Genomic DNA, 14689 nt, shown 5'->3' on the forward strand with positions numbered 1-14689 from the left:
CGCTCCGGATGCTAAAGCCGAAAAGAAGGCTCCCAAGCCGGCCGAAGACAAAGACAAGACCTCCGAAACGGCGCCGGCTACTACCGACGCCGCCGAATAGACTTTACCCGGTTGAAGATGGCTTCCCGACCACTGGTCAGTCAGCAATCAACAATCAACAACCAACCCTCCAACACTTACTACAATGCCGAAAGTAAAGACGAAATCCGGTGCTAAGAAGCGCTTTGCGCTCACCGGAACGGGCAAGGTGAAGCGGAAGCACGCCTTCAAATCGCACATCCTCACGAAGAAGACGACCAAGCAGAAGCGCGGCCTGACCCACACCGGCCTCGTGAGTAGCGCCGACATGAACCGCGTGCGCCAGATGCTAAACATCTGATTAGTTGTCGGTTGCTCATTGTCAGTGGTTAGTCACTTCTAACATTGCCATTTGAGACAAGCAACTGACAACGAGCAACAAACAACTAAAATATTCACCAGGCTTCCGGCCTTAAGACCTTCACCCGTCGCCGGCTGCCAAAAACTCTCAAGGTTATGCCAAGAAGTGTCAACCACGTGGCCTCGCGCCACCGCCGTAAGAAAATTATGCGTTTGGCGAAAGGCTATTATGGCCGTCGCAAAAACGTGTGGACCGTAGCCAAAAACGCCGTTGAAAAAGGCCTGCTCTACGCTTACCGCGACCGTAAAGTAAAGAAGCGCGAATTCCGTGCCCTTTGGATTCAGCGTATCAACGCCGGCGCTCGTGAGCACGGCCTGTCGTACTCGCAACTGATGGGCGGCCTGAAAAAGGCTGGCATTGAACTCAACCGCAAAGTGCTGGCTGATTTGGCGCTGAACCACCCTGCCGCATTTAAAGGCATCGTGGAAAAGGCAAAATAACTGCCCCGGCACGCTATCCTCCAAGAAAACGCTGGCCCTTGGGTTCAGCGTTTTCTTGTTTTGAGCCTATAATTCCGGCCTTGGCGGCCATTAATGCGGATGGAACAAGAAGGAGCGCCAGCGCTCTGCTTACTGCCAGAACCGCGCTAATGCAAAAAACCGCTTCAGCATATGGCTGAAACGGTTTTTACGTAGCGGGAGGCGGGCTCGAACCGCCGACCTCAGGGTTATGAATCCTGTGCTCTAACCAGCTGAGCTACCCCGCCGGGTTTTTGTGGGTGCAAAGGTAACGCCATCGTCGGCCGCGAAGCAAGGCCCAGGGCCAAAAAACACGACATTTCTCCCATATAACGCCGGTGCTGTGCTGACTTCTGCGCTGGTCCCCTTGACTATTCCTATGGCTTTGCCTGATACTCAAATCAAAACGCGCTTCGTGGTGGAATTCCCCATCAACGCATCGCCTAAAATTCTCTTCCCTTATCTGGCTACGGCCTCGGGACTGACCCAATGGTTTTGCGACGATGTGCGCTATGTTGAGGGGCAGCGCCTCAATTTTATCTGGGACCATGAGAATCATTACGCCGAAATTTCGGGACAGCGCCTGAACCGTGCCGTGCGCTTCGTATTCCTCGATGACCATCGCCAGCCGGTGGTAGATGCAAATTTTCTGGAGTTCACCCTCGACTCCTCGCAGGTAACTGATGAAGTATACCTGCGCGTGGTCGATTATTCGGCGGGCCATGATGCTGCTGAGCAACACGAACTGTGGGAAGGCCTGGTGGCCAAGCTGCGGGAACAAGTAGGAGGGTAGCTGTCGGGAAATAACGCCTTGGGGCGCGGTTTTTCAGGTACTTTTTCCAACTGGTTTTCGTTTTGGGGCTGGCGTAAAACAACAGCCCGGCGCCGCACACTATGCTCAAAAAGCTCGATAAGCTCATTCTGAAGGCCTTTGCCGGGCCATTTTTGCTCACTTTCGCGGTGGTGCAGTTCATTCTGCTTACCCACACGCTGCTCAAATACCTTGATGATATCATCGGCAAGGATTTGGGAACGGCCGTGCTGTTGCAGCTGCTGTTCTATTTCAGTGTGCTAATCGTGCCGGTTTCGCTGCCATTGGCCGTGTTGCTCTCTTCGCTGATGACCTACGGCAATCTGGGCGAACACCACGAATTGACTGCGATTAAGGCTTCTGGTATAGCCCTGACGCGGATTTTGCGGCCGGTGCTGCTGCTTACGGTGGCCCTGGCGGTGGGGGCGTTCTGGTTCAACGAAACCATTGTGCCCCGGGCCAACCTAAAAGCCTACAGCTTGCTCTGGGACGTACGCCAACAAAAATTGGCTCTCGACATCCGGGAGGGCGTCTTTTACAACGGCATTCCTGGTTACACCATCAAGGTTGATAAGAAAACGGGCGAAAACGGTGACCGGTTGCACGGGGTCATGATTTATGACCACACCCAAAAATCGGGCAATGCCATGGTGATGCTGGCCGACTCGGGCCGCATGTTCACCCGCTTTAATGGCGGCTATCTGGGCCTGGAGCTTTTCCACGGCCACAACTACATTGAGCAGCCCGATGCCACGGACCGGGCCGGCGCTAGTTTTATCCGGCAAGGATTTGACCATAATACGGTCACGTTTTCGCTGGCTTCGTTTAGCCTTGGCCGTACGCCGCAGGAGTTGTTTAAGGAGAATCGGATGATGCTTAACATTCCGCAACTCCATTATGCCACCGATTCGGTGCAGAAGAAGCTGCGCATCGAGGAGCATCTGTTGCCTCGCCAAATGAACGCCTATTACACCTTCATCCGGTTCGATACCGTGGGGCGAGCAGCCAACCGCAAAGTAGAAAACTGGAAAGTTCCGGTTAGTCGCCTGCCCGTTGCCAGCGTTGCCACCATCCAGCAAGCCACCAATCGCGCCCGTAACCTTCGCTCGTTCGCAAATTCCACATCGGAGCGATTGACTGACATGGCCAAGAACTCGGCCTTGTTTCGCATTGAGGTGTATCGCAAGTATTCGCAGTCGGTGGCTGTGCTGCTGATGTTTTTGATTGGGGCTCCGTTGGGTTCCATTATCAAAAAAGGTGGCCTGGGCGTGCCGATTCTGGTATCCATCCTTTTCTTCATTGTTTACTACGTGCTCAGCATCATGGGCGAAAAGTATGGCCGCGAGTTCGTGATGCCGGTGGGACTGGGCATGTGGATGTCGAACCTGGTGCTGTTGCCGGCGGGGCTGTTCTTCCTCTATCAGGCTTACAACGATTCGGGCCTGCTGGAGCTGGATTTCTGGCGGCGGCTGCCGCAGCGGTTAGGTATTCCGTCCCTGCGTAAAATCACTGCGCCAGTCGAGGAATAGGTTCCCCTTTTAGCCCATCAAAAGCCAGACTGCGGCGATACCGAAAAATTACGGCATCGTGCTTTTCTCCTGTTTTTAAATTCCGTACCTTTGCGGCACCCCAATGTGTGGGGTATCTGTTTATCTTTTTCTCATTCTTAAAATCTAAAGACGGGGTACCACCTATCAGCCGATGAAATTGACCACCGAAGTAAAACAAGGCATTTTTGAAAAGAACAGCCTTCAGAAAGTGAAAACCGATACCGGTTCGGCCGAGGCCCAGATTGGCCTCTTCACCCACCGCATCATTCACCTCACCGAGCACCTCAAGGCCAACAAAAAGGACCACAGCACGCGTCTGGGCCTGTTGAAGCTGGTAGGTAAGCGCCGCCGCATGTTGGATTACCTGCAGCACCGCGAAATCAACCGTTACCGCGCCATCATCAAAGAGCTGGGCATCCGTAAGTAAGTCCGGAATCTGAGAGTAGGGAGCCTTCCAACGAAGGTTCCCTACTCTTTTTTTGTTCGGGTCGGTTTGGCGCCGAGGCTGGCCCGTGGCATGTTTTATCGCGCCGCATTGTTGTTGAGTTTACTTGAGTAACGAGGGCCGTGCGCGGTACTCGTTTTTGGCTGCTCGCCCGCTGTCGCTTTTCTAAGCAAATCCCGCTGATGTCCCAACCCCACGCCATTACCAAAACCCTGGCGCTGCCCGACGGCCGCGTTATCTCCATCGAAACCGGCAAGCTGGCCAAATTTGCCGACGGCGCCGTCGTGGTTCGCCTCGGTGACACCATGCTGCTCGCCACGGTAGTGTCGGCCCCAAGCCAGCGCGACGGCGTTGATTTTCTGCCGCTGTCGGTGGATTACCAGGAAAAATTCGGCTCGGCCGGCAAGATTCCCGGTTCGTTCCAGCGCCGCGAAGGCCGCCTGAGCGACTACGAAATCCTGGTCTGCCGCCTCGTCGACCGCATTCTGCGGCCGATGTTCCCCAAAGACTACCACTACGAAGTGCAGGTGATGATTACGCTCATCTCTGCCGACAAAGAAGTTCAGCCCGATGCACTGGCTGCTTTGGCCGCTTCGGCTGCCTTGTCGATTTCCGACATTCCGTTTGCTGGCCCGATTTCCGAAGTGCGCGTGGCTCGCATCGACGGCCAGTTCCAGATTAACCCCAAGACTTCCGACCTGGCCCGCGCCGACATGGACCTGATGGTGGGCGCTACTGCCGATTCCGTGGCCATGGTGGAAGGTGCCATGAAGGAAGTGAGCGAAGAGGAAATGGTGGCGGCCATTGCCTTCGGCCACGAAGCCATCAAGGCCCAGTGCCAGATGCAGAAGGAGTTGGCCGCGGCTGTGGGCCGCACGGCCGATTCGCCAACCCGCGAGTACCCCAAATACGATGAGAACCACGAGCTGAAGCAGCGCATCCACGAAGGCATCTACCAGGGTGCTTACGACGTAGCCCGCAGCGGCAACACCAGCAAGGGCGGCCGCAAGGAAGGCTTCTCGCTGGTAAAAAAGGCTTTCCTGGAAAAGCTAATCGCGGAGCAGCCCGAACTGGATACGAAAATGTTCAGCCGCTACCACAGCTCGGCAGAGAAGAAGGCCATCCGCGACATGATGGTGAAGGAGCGGGTTCGCCTCGACGGCCGCCAGCTTACTGAAATTCGCCCTATCTGGTCGGAAATCAACTATCTGCCGGGTGCACATGGCTCGGCTATTTTTACCCGTGGTGAAACCCAGAGTTTGACCACGGCCACGCTCGGTACCAAGCTGGATGAGCAAATCATCGACCAGCCGCTGACCAAAGGCTACTCGAAATTCATGCTGCACTACAACTTCCCCGGTTTCTCGACCGGCGAAGTGAAGCCGAACCGGGGCGCTGGCCGCCGCGAAATCGGCCACGGCAACCTGGCTCTGCGCTCGCTGAAGCAGGTGCTGCCGCCCGAAGACGAAAACCCTTACACCATCCGCATCGTGTCGGACATCCTGGAGTCGAACGGCTCCAGCTCGATGGCCACGGTTTGCGCCGGCTCGCTGGCGCTGATGGATGCTGGTGTGAAAATTACGGGTGCTGTTGCCGGCATCGCGATGGGCCTGGTGCAGGATAAGGAAACCGGGGAATACGCCGTGCTGAGCGACATTCTCGGCGACGAGGACCACCTCGGCGACATGGACTTCAAGGTAACCGGCACTGAGAAAGGCATTTGCGCCTGCCAGATGGACATCAAAATCCAAGGCCTGAGCAATGAGATTCTGACGGCTGCCTTGCACCAGGCTCGTGAAGGCCGCCTGCACATCCTGCGTGAGATGGCAAAAACCATTGCCGCGCCGGCTGCCGAGCTGAAGCCTCACACGCCGCGCTCGCACAAGATGCTCATCGACAAAGAATTTATCGGTGCTATCATCGGGCCGGGTGGCAAGGTTATCCAGCAAATCCAGAAGGATACCAACGCTACGGTGATTATCGAGGAGAAGGACGAGAAGGGCCACGTAAGCATCTATGCCTCCAACCAGGAGGATATGCAGGGCGCTATCGACCGGATTCGGGCCATTGCGGCTCAGCCGGAAGTAGGCGAAATCTACAAAGGCAAAGTGCGCAGCATTCAGCCTTATGGCGCTTTCGTGGAGATTATGCCGGGCAAAGACGGCCTGTTGCACATCTCGGAAGTGACGCACGAGCGGATTCAGACGCTGGAAGGCTTGCTGGAAGTAGGGCAGGACATTGACGTGAAACTGGTGGAAATTGACAAGAAAACCGGCAAATACCGGCTCTCGCGCAAGGTGTTGCTACCGAAACCCGAAGCGGCTGCTGCCAGCAACGGCGAAGCCCAAGCGTAGCTACGCTGAGAGTCCCGAACTAATGTGAGGGGAAGCCTGTTGGCTTCCTCTGACTTAGGGGACTGTCCGGACGGCTTTTTCTTTCGTATAACCCCATCAGATATCGTTCTTACCTAGTCCCCAATGAGACAGCTAAAAATTAGTAAGCAGATTACCAACCGCGAAAGCCAGTCGCTGGATAAATACCTCCAGGAGATTGGCAAGGTTGATTTGCTCACGCCCGACGAGGAGGTAACGCTCGCGCAGCGTATCCGCGACGGGGACCAGCAGGCGCTGGAAAAATTGACCAAAGCCAACCTGCGTTTCGTGGTGTCGGTAGCTAAGCAATATCAGAACCAAGGCCTTAGCCTCGGTGACCTCATCAATGAGGGCAACCTCGGTCTTATCAAAGCGGCCAAACGCTTTGATGAAACCCGCGGTTTTAAATTCATTTCCTACGCCGTGTGGTGGATTCGTCAGTCCATTCTGCAGGCCCTGGCCGAGCAAAGCCGCATTGTGCGTTTGCCCCTGAATCGTGTAGGTTCGCTGAACAAAATCAGCAAATCTTTCTCCGAGTTGGAGCAGAAGTTCGAACGTGAGCCTTCGCCCGAAGAAATTGCTGAAGTGCTGGAGTTGACCACTTCCGAAGTGGTTGATACGCTGAAAATCAGCGGCCGCCACGTATCGGTGGACGCTCCTTTTGTGCAAGGCGAAGAAAACCGTTTGCTCGACGTACTCGAAAACGAGGACGAAGAGTCGCCGGACATGGCTTTGATGAACGACTCGCTCCGCAAGGAGGTGCAGCGCGCCCTGAGCACGCTCACCAAGCGCGAGGCGGATGTTATCACGCTGTACTTCGGGTTAAACGGCGAAGCCGCGCTGACTTTGGAGGAAATCGGCGAGAAATTTAACCTGACCCGTGAGCGGGTGCGTCAGATTAAAGAGAAGGCTATCCGGCGGTTGCGGCACACGTCGCGCTCGAAAGCGCTGAAGCCTTATCTCGGCTAATCAATTAGTTTTGCGAATTGAAAAACCCCGACCGGCAGGTTGGGGTTTTTTGTACGGTTCGGCGTTCATCGGCGTCTACCTGGCTGTCGCGCGAAACGAAGTTCGACTTAGTCAGTTCTGGCTTTGCGCTCCGGTGGTGCCGTTAGCCGTTTTATTTTCATCGTTCAATGATGTGCGGAGCAGGGCTTCGCGCTACAATGCAAAATGTCTGAACACATCAAATGCCTTATCATAGGGTCCGGCCCAGCCGGTTATACCGCCGCCATCTACGCTGCCCGGGCCAACATGGCGCCCGTGATGTACATGGGCCTGCAGCCCGGCGGCCAGCTTACCATTACCAATGACGTGGAGAATTTCCCGGGCTACGCCGATGGCGTGATGGGCCCGCAGATGATGGAAGACCTGAAAAAGCAGGCTTCCCGCTTCGGTACCGATATCCGCTACGGCATTGCTACGGCGGTGGATTTCTCGGTGCATCCGCGCAAAATTACGATTGACGAATCCATTGAACTGACGGCCGATGCCGTGATTATTGCCACGGGTGCTTCGGCCAAGTGGCTGGGGATTCCGTCGGAAGCCAAGTTGAACGGCTCGGGCGTGTCGGCCTGTGCGGTTTGTGATGGATTCTTCTACCGCGGTCAGGAAGTGGCCATTGTGGGCGCTGGCGACACGGCGGCTGAGGAAGCGACGTACCTCGCCAACCTGTGCAGCAAGGTGACCATGATAGTGCGCAAAAGCGAGATGAAAGCCTCGAAAATCATGCAGCAGCGCGTGCTGGACAACCCCAAGATTGAGGTGCTGTTTGATACCGTCACCGATGAGATTCTGGGCGAGCACAGCGTGGAAGGCGTGCGGGTGAAGAACCTGATGACGCACGAAACCCGCGAAATTGCCTTGACGGGCTTCTTTGTGGCCATTGGCCACGAGCCCAATTCCAAGATTTTTCAGCCCTATTTGCACCACGACGAGCAGGGCTATCTGAAAACCATTCCTGGTACCAGTAAAACCAATGTGGACGGCGTGTTTGCTTGTGGTGACGTGCAGGACTTCACTTACCGGCAGGCCGTGACGGCCGCTGGCACCGGCTGCATGGCCGCGCTCGACGCCGAACGCTATTTGGCGGCATTGGGCATACACTAATTTCCTTGCATCGACGTGTTAGAAAAGGCGAGCTTTGTGGTTCGTCTTTTCTTTCTGCTTCGTCTTGAATGAACGGCGCGGGGTGGGGGTTGTAAAACCTTTGCACCGGCCTTTTTCCGTCTGCTTTTGATTTTTCTGAAAAATTCCCACTGGCGCCCGGTCCTGCTGCTGCTGGCGTTATTGCTGCTGCTGGTAGGGCTGAGCCCGGCCCAGGCACAGCGCCGTAAGCCACCGCGCACTAAAACCAAGGCCGGCAGCACCACCGGTAATTCCGACTTTTTCCGCATTAAAACGCCGAAAATGCGCTATGTGCGGCCGGATACAACCACGGTTATTGAAACTGAAGAGCTGCCCGACGACAACTCCGACGCCGCGAAATCCATCTACTTCAACCCCGCTAAAAAGCTCAGTATCGTGAGCGAAGACACCACGACGCTGAACGAGGGCGGGCAGGAAATCGTGGAAATGTCGGATGAGGTGCTCATCGACTCGTCATGGGTGAAAGTGGCGGGCTATTATTCCATCTGGGATACCCACCGCGTGAACCCGTACCGGGTAGACGGCCGCAGCTACCGCGACTCGCTCAAGCTGCACCTCACCGACCCGCCCCGGCAGCGCTACGCGAAAATGCCACTGGTGAAAACGCCCATTACGTCGGGGTTTGCCTTCCGGGGGTACCGTTGGCACTACGGCATGGACCTGGACCTGGAAACCGGCGACTCAGTGCGCGCTGCTTACGACGGCGTAGTCCGCATCAACGCCTGGGACGGCGGTGGCTACGGCAACTACATTCTGGTGCGTCACTACAATGGTTTGGAGACGATTTACGGGCACATGAGCAAGGCCCTGGTGCCCGTGGGCACCTTCGTAAAGGCGGGCCAGCTCATTGGCTACGGCGGCAGCACGGGGCGCAGCACGGGCTCGCACCTGCACTTTGAGGTGCGGTACCAGGGCAACCCCATCAACCCGGCGTTGATGTACGACTTCCCTGGCTATCGGCTGCGGAAGGACAATTTCACCATCACCTCGCAGTTGTTCAACTACTACAGCCGGGCGGTGGGACGTAGCCGCAGCAGTGGCGGCGGTCGGCCCTCACGGGCCCGGCAGGTTGTCACGCACAAGGTGCGCTCCGGCGATACCCTTTCGGAAGTAGCCGAGCGGTATGGCGTCCGCGTAAGCACCCTGAAACGGCTAAACCCCGGCGTAAAAACCTTGCAGCCCGGCAAGAAGCTGCGCATAAAATAGCATCACGGATGTAGTCAGATTTGAGGGATTACACGGATTTCTGTGCCCCATTCTGCTGGTATCTAAAAAAGCCGTGAACTTGGCTGAGACCAATAATAATCTGTGCAATTTGTCAAATTCGACTACATCCGTGATAAAGCTTGATGTTCTGGCGCTGGGCGCCCACCCCGACGACGTTGAAATGTCGTGCACTGGCACGCTGCTGGCCAGCATGGCCGCTGGCAAAAAAGTCGGCATCGTCGACTTCACGCGGGGCGAGCTAGGCACCCGCGGCACGCCCGCCATCCGTGCGGCCGAAGCCGCTGCTTCCAGTAAAATTCTGGGCATCGATATTCGCGAAAACCTGGGCCTGCCCGATGGTTTCTTCCGCAACGACCGGGAGCATCAGCTGCCGCTCATCGCCGCCATCCGCCGTTACCAGCCCGAGGTAGTGCTGGCCAACGCCATCGAGGACCGGCACCCCGACCACGGCCGGGCTGCCCAACTGGCCATTGACGCCTGCTTTCTGGCCGGCTTGCGCATGATTGAAACCTTTGGTGACGACGGCCGGCCGCAAGCCGCCTGGCGACCCAAAAACGTGTACCATTACATCCAGGACCGCCAGCTGCCGCCCGCTTTCGTGGTCGACATCACGCCCTATTGGGAGAAGAAGTGGGAAGCCATCCAGGCCTTCAATACCCAGTTCTTCAACCCCTCCCTCGATGCCCCGCAAACCTACCTCTCCAGCCAGGCCTTCGGCCGGTTTATGGAAGCGCGGGCGCGGGAGTTCGGCCACATCATCGGCGTCGAGTTCGGCGAGGGCTTCACGGTGGCGCGCCCCGTGGGCGTGCGCGAGGTAGGGGATTTACTGTAGCTTCAGCAGCTGGTCGGCGTTGCCGTAGGCCCGCTTCTCTACCTCGGCGGGCGGCACCAGCCCATCCAGAAACTGGCGGCCCTGGGCGTTTTCGGCATACGGATAATCTACTAAAAACAGGATGCGGTCCACGCCGAACGTGGCCAGCGCGGCTTCGGGCGGCGGACGCGTGAAAATGCCGCTAGTGGTGAGGTGCACTTGGTTGCGTAGCATTTGGCTGATGGCACGCGTGAGGCGGGTTTGCTTTTGGGGCATGGTCATGTCGCAGCGAGCCATCATCACAGGCAGGGTTTCGCCCATGTGCCCGATGATGAGCTGCCGGCGCAGGTAGCGGTCAAGGGTGCCGGCCAGCACCAGGCGCGGTACGTGCACGGCCTTTTCCATGTGCCAGCCATAGCCAGCCGGAGCCCCATTTTGTGCGGCAGGTGGTTATAGTACGCACCGCGCACCGGCTACCGGCGGAATACCGGGGTGGAGGTAGAGCGACACGTCCAGTTCCTCGGCTTTGGCCAGCAGCGGCGCAAATTCCGGGGCATCCAGAAATTGCCCGTTGGTGGTGCCGTTCAGCAGTGTGCCCCGGAAACAGTGGTTTTCACCGTGCGCTCCAGTTCCCCGGCGGCCGCTGCGGGGTTGGTGGTGGACAGGTAGGCAAAACCGGCAAACTGCGTGGGGTGCGCGGCAATGGCAATGGCAATGGCCTGGGCCTGGGCCATGCGGTCGTTGTACTCGCGGGCAAACGCCGGGCCTGCGGTGGCAGCCAGCAGCTCCGCGCCCGGCCCCGATACCGACAGCACCTGCACCGAAACACTAGCCGCATTCATCAGCCGCAGCCTTTCGGCGCCAATTCAATTTCCCGCAACTGTTCTTCCTGCTGCGCCACCGGCGACTGCGGGTTATTCTCAACCGGCCAGCCAGCCTCAGCTCGTACCACCGGGCTAATGCGGTTGACCATGTCGGGAAAGGAAATGTGCTCTTCGAGGGTGACGATGCGCACGAGAGAGGAAGGCGAATGGTGAGGAGAAGTAGACTAACGCAGGCACCCAGGCGCAGTTCTGCACTGTTTTCAACAGTGAGAGCGTACTTCTCTGGAAACGAAAAGGAAATATTTCTCGTTACTACGGAAATATTTCCCACCTTTGGGAAAGCATATTATACTTATCACTATGGCTGCCGCCGCTGCTCATCCGTCCGCCGTTTATTCACCCGCTTTGCTTGGACTGCAAGCCACCGTGGCCGATTCTTTTGCCTTGGTGATGGAGGCGCGCACCGGCGTGCTGGCTAAAACTGCCTTTGACGTCGCCGCCCTGCTCCAACTCAGCGCCGACGAGTTGGCCGACCTCCTCCACACCACCACCAAAACCCTGCGCACCTACCGCCAGGCCAAAAAGCGCCTCGGCCCCGCCGCCAGCGAGCAAATCCTCAAACTGCTGTCCCTGGCCCGCCACGGCGAGGAGGTTTTTGGCACGCAGCCTGCTTTCCGGCGCTGGCTCGACAAGCCCGCCTACGGCCTCGACAACCAGGCCCCGCTCGCCCTGCTCGAAACCAGCGGCGGCATCGACCTGGTAGCCGACGAAGTAGACCGCATAGCCCACGGCGACTTCGCCTGATTTGTTTGTAGTGGTCAGTTGCTCGTTGTTAGTTGTCAGAAAAAAAACTAAAAGCACTGACGGTCATCGACTAATAGCTGAAAACGAGCAGCTGACAACTAACCGAAGTGGAAATCTACCGCATCTGCCTGGCCAAATACGCCGACGAACTAGTCGCGTCCGGCAACCCCGGCCGTTGGAACCTGCGCGGCCAGCTGGTCATCTACGCCGCCGGCAGCCGCGCCCTGGCCTGCCTCGAAAACGTGGTGCACCGCAGCGGCGAAGGGCTCAACAGCCTCTTCAAAGTCATCCGCATTGAAGTGCCCGACGTCCTGCCCATCGAAGAGCTAACGCTTGCTCAAATGCCCGAGGAATGGCAGCTACCGCGTCACTACGCCCGCTGCCAGCCCCTGGGTGCCGCCTGGTACCAGCGCCAGGAAGCCGCTGTGCTGCGCGTGCCCTCGTCTATCATCGCCCATGAGCACAACTACGTGCTCAACACCCGCCACCCCGATTTTGGGCAGATTCGCATCGTCGGCTGGGAGGATTTTGAATTTGACCCGCGGATTAAGGAAAGCTAGAAAATGCGTGCATTTTCAAAATGTAAGCCCGCTAAACCTTTGCGCCGAGCATCCTCCCAAACTTGACGGCTTACATAAATTCCGGATGGAATTTGCCAGAACATGTCATCAGGCCGACCAAATACACATAGGTTGGCTATTTTCTCTTGCGAAAAAGCAGGGTTAACAAGAAATTTAGGCTTATTAATGAGCTTATGGAAAACAGACTTTTCCAGGTCTAATACATCATTTTGCTTCTTAAACCTGAGCATGAAGTATCTGCGAAACCCGCTTGTTTCTGAGTTGATGTTCACCCGAATCCATTCATATTGCTCATCACCAGAGGCGTGATAATCAATAATTTCACGCAATCTTTCTGACATGACAGGCCAAGCAAAAGTATTAGGTAGGTAATCAAACCACTGATGCTTTAAGCCACTTAAATTGGGGGATTCAACACTTCCGCTTTTTCCAAAGGAAACCTTTTTTAAGGTCAGGTCGAACGGAATTTTATTTTGATTTATTATTTCTGCCATAATCGTAAAGTATGGCAGAATATTCTCTGGGGCACAGGCAACCGCAGCATGACGACTGTCTTGCGGGCTGAGGGAAAAATGGGCCATTTAGCGTACCGTCCCTACCGCACCCCTAGCCGATTCCGGCGCCAGCCCGAAACCTCCACCCCAGCCGTTTCCCCAGCCACCGCAGCCGCTTGAGGTTTCTTATCGCTGAGCAGCATGGCACCCAGCGCGGCAGCTATTTTAGCCATAGCCTCGTCCGGCGCGGCGGGAGCGAGGTCGGCGGGGGAGAAGTGGTTTTTAATAAAGTTGGTGTCGAAATCGCCGCTTACGAAGGCGGGGTGGCGCATCACGTAGGCCCCGAAGGGCAGCGTGGTTTCGATGCCCGTAATTTTAAATTCCTCGATGGCGCGCAGCATGCGGGCAATGGCCTCGGCGCGGTCGGCCCCGAAGGTGACCAGCTTGGCAATCATCGGGTCGTAGTAAATCGGGATGTCCATGCCCTGCTCGAAGCCGTCGTCGACGCGCACGCCGGGGCCCTGGGGGCGCACGTAGGTGGTCAGGGTTCCGATGTCGGGCAGGAAGTTGTTCTGCGGGTCTTCGGCGTACACGCGCAGCTCCAGGGCGTGGCCGGTGATGACGAGGTCGGCCTGCGAGAAAGCGAGGGGCTCGCCCTGGGCCACTTTGATTTGCTCCTTCACCAGGTCGAGACCGGTGATTTGCTCCGTTACGGGGTGTTCCACCTGCAGGCGGGTGTTCATTTCCAGGAAGTAGAAGTTGTGCTTATCGTCGAGCAAAAATTCAACGGTGCCGGCCCCCGCGTAGTTGCAGGAGCGGGCCACGTCCACGGCGCAGCGGCCCATTTCGGCGCGCAGCTCGGGTGTGAGCACCGAGGAGGGCGCTTCCTCAATCACCTTCTGGTGGCGGCGCTGGATGCTGCACTCGCGCTCGAACAAGTGCACGATGTTGCCGTGCTCGTCGCCCAATACCTGAATTTCGATGTGACGCGGGCCGGTCACAAACTTTTCAATAAAGACTGCGCCATCGCCGAAGGCCGACACGGCCTCGTTAATAGCCAGCTGCATCTGCTCCTCGAATTCGGCCGCGTTTTCCACGATGCGCATGCCCTTGCCGCCGCCGCCGGCCGAGGCTTTAATCAGGATGGGAAAACCAACTTCCTGGGCAATAAGCTTGGCCGCGGGTACGTCAGATATGGCCTCGTCGGTGCCGGGCACCAGGGGGATGTTGTAGGCCTTCACGGCCTGCTTGGCCGAGAGCTTGTCGCCCATCATTTCCATGGCCTCGGGACTGGGGCCGACGAAAATCAGGCCGGCCGCGCGCACGGCGCGGGCAAAGCCGGCATTCTCGGAAAGGAAGCCGTAGCCGGGGTGAATGGCATCAACGCCCAGTTCCTGGCAGATTTTGATGATTTTGTCGCCGCGCAGGTAGCTGTCTTTCGAGGCGGGCGGGCCCACGCACACGGCCTCGTCGGCGTAGCGCACGTGCAGGGCGTTGCGGTCAGCTTCGGAGTAGATGGCCACGGTGGCAATGCCCATTTCCTTGGCGGAGCGGAGGACGCGCAGGGCAATTTCGCCGCGATTGGCAACGAGCAGCTTGGTGATTTTTTTCATCGAAATGGGAGCGGGCGGGACGAGTTGGAAGTGCAAAGAAAGTTCGAAACTGCAGGCCCACGGCAAACCTGCGGGTAGACTAGCGGTTGTTAAGCCCAAATTATGTACATCA

At 57.2% G+C, this 14689-nt stretch carries 17 protein-coding genes and 1 tRNA gene; 12 read left to right on the forward strand and 6 right to left on the reverse strand.

All coding sequences use genetic code 11. From position 1 onward, the window contains the following. Positions 1-184: 184 nt before the first annotated feature. Complete coding sequence (gene rpmI / locus J4G38_RS03400) at positions 185-379, forward strand: 50S ribosomal protein L35 (RefSeq protein ID WP_046242504.1); 195 nt, start codon at positions 185-187, stop codon at positions 377-379. 155 nt (positions 380-534) lie between these two features. Beyond that, on the forward strand, positions 535-879 hold the full coding sequence (gene rplT / locus J4G38_RS03405; protein ID WP_070728591.1) for a 50S ribosomal protein L20: 345 nt from the start codon (positions 535-537) through the stop codon (positions 877-879). A gap of 192 nt (positions 880-1071) precedes the next feature. Here the strand turns inward: rplT and J4G38_RS03410 are convergent. Next, a tRNA-Met gene (locus J4G38_RS03410) sits at positions 1072-1145 on the reverse strand. Positions 1146-1282: 137 nt separating this feature from the next. On the opposite strand from J4G38_RS03410, the gene J4G38_RS03415 reads away from it, so the two are divergent. The 8 genes from J4G38_RS03415 to bshB1 all read left to right on the forward strand — a co-directional run bounded on the left by J4G38_RS03415 (position 1283) and on the right by bshB1 (position 10282). Then, complete coding sequence (locus J4G38_RS03415; protein WP_226163122.1) at positions 1283-1690, forward strand: START-like domain-containing protein; 408 nt, start codon at positions 1283-1285, stop codon at positions 1688-1690. A 101-nt stretch (positions 1691-1791) separates the two neighbouring features. After that, complete coding sequence (locus J4G38_RS03420) at positions 1792-3237, forward strand: LptF/LptG family permease (RefSeq protein WP_210515582.1); 1446 nt, start codon at positions 1792-1794, stop codon at positions 3235-3237. 172 nt (positions 3238-3409) lie between these two features. Further along, a complete protein-coding gene (rpsO, locus tag J4G38_RS03425) occupies positions 3410-3685 on the forward strand; it encodes a 30S ribosomal protein S15 (RefSeq protein ID WP_210515581.1) in 276 nt (91 codons plus the stop codon). 200 nt (positions 3686-3885) lie between these two features. Further along, positions 3886-6057: a polyribonucleotide nucleotidyltransferase gene (gene pnp, locus J4G38_RS03430; RefSeq protein ID WP_210515580.1), complete on the forward strand. Its 2172-nt coding sequence runs from the start codon at positions 3886-3888 to the stop codon at positions 6055-6057. 123 nt (positions 6058-6180) lie between these two features. Then, positions 6181-7044 carry a sigma-70 family RNA polymerase sigma factor gene (locus J4G38_RS03435; RefSeq protein WP_035566352.1) on the forward strand — a complete coding sequence of 288 codons (864 nt, stop codon included), beginning with the start codon at positions 6181-6183 and terminating at the stop codon, positions 7042-7044. A gap of 204 nt (positions 7045-7248) precedes the next feature. Next, positions 7249-8184, forward strand: a complete 936-nt coding sequence (gene trxB, locus J4G38_RS03440) for a thioredoxin-disulfide reductase (RefSeq protein WP_210515579.1) — start codon at positions 7249-7251, stop codon at positions 8182-8184. A 126-nt stretch (positions 8185-8310) separates the two neighbouring features. Further along, on the forward strand, positions 8311-9429 hold the full coding sequence (locus tag J4G38_RS28870; protein WP_317198175.1) for a M23 family metallopeptidase: 1119 nt from the start codon (positions 8311-8313) through the stop codon (positions 9427-9429). A 133-nt stretch (positions 9430-9562) separates the two neighbouring features. Next, positions 9563-10282: a bacillithiol biosynthesis deacetylase BshB1 gene (gene bshB1 / locus J4G38_RS03450; RefSeq protein WP_210515764.1), complete on the forward strand. Its 720-nt coding sequence runs from the start codon at positions 9563-9565 to the stop codon at positions 10280-10282. Here the strand turns inward: bshB1 and J4G38_RS03455 are convergent. From J4G38_RS03455 to J4G38_RS03465, 3 genes are all read right to left on the reverse strand, one after another. Continuing rightward, entirely contained in the window at positions 10274-10666 is a 393-nt protein-coding gene (locus J4G38_RS03455; protein ID WP_210515578.1) for an amidohydrolase family protein, read from the reverse strand. The genes bshB1 and J4G38_RS03455 overlap by 9 nt on opposite strands. A gap of 179 nt (positions 10667-10845) precedes the next feature. Beyond that, complete coding sequence (locus J4G38_RS03460; RefSeq protein ID WP_210515577.1) at positions 10846-11103, reverse strand: hypothetical protein; 258 nt, start codon at positions 11101-11103, stop codon at positions 10846-10848. Next, positions 11103-11276, reverse strand: coding sequence for a hypothetical protein (locus J4G38_RS03465; protein WP_210515575.1), 174 nt, complete (start codon positions 11274-11276; stop codon positions 11103-11105). Before J4G38_RS03465 ends, J4G38_RS03460 begins: the two co-directional genes overlap by 1 nt. Before the next feature lie 214 nt (positions 11277-11490). Here J4G38_RS03465 and parS point away from each other — a divergent pair, with 214 nt between their 5' ends. Together parS and J4G38_RS03475 are read left to right on the forward strand one after the other, a co-directional pair. Then, a complete protein-coding gene (gene parS / locus J4G38_RS03470; RefSeq protein ID WP_226163123.1) occupies positions 11491-11889 on the forward strand; it encodes a type II RES/Xre toxin-antitoxin system antitoxin in 399 nt (132 codons plus the stop codon). 107 nt (positions 11890-11996) lie between these two features. Beyond that, the gene (locus J4G38_RS03475; RefSeq protein WP_210515571.1) at positions 11997-12449 is read left to right on the forward strand and encodes an RES family NAD+ phosphorylase; all 453 of its coding nucleotides are present in this window, start codon (positions 11997-11999) and stop codon (positions 12447-12449) included. Here J4G38_RS03475 and J4G38_RS03480 read toward each other — a convergent pair. Together J4G38_RS03480 and accC are read right to left on the reverse strand one after the other, a co-directional pair. Beyond that, positions 12446-13051: an imm11 family protein gene (locus J4G38_RS03480; protein ID WP_210515569.1), complete on the reverse strand. Its 606-nt coding sequence runs from the start codon at positions 13049-13051 to the stop codon at positions 12446-12448. The two genes, J4G38_RS03475 and J4G38_RS03480, sit on opposite strands and share 4 nt — an antisense overlap. A gap of 14 nt (positions 13052-13065) precedes the next feature. Then, complete coding sequence (accC, locus tag J4G38_RS03485) at positions 13066-14577, reverse strand: acetyl-CoA carboxylase biotin carboxylase subunit (RefSeq protein ID WP_210515566.1); 1512 nt, start codon at positions 14575-14577, stop codon at positions 13066-13068. Positions 14578-14689: the final 112 nt, after the last annotated feature.

The sequence above is a fragment of the Hymenobacter terricola genome (assembly GCF_017921975.2).
GTDB classification, from domain to species: domain Bacteria; phylum Bacteroidota; class Bacteroidia; order Cytophagales; family Hymenobacteraceae; genus Hymenobacter; species Hymenobacter terricola.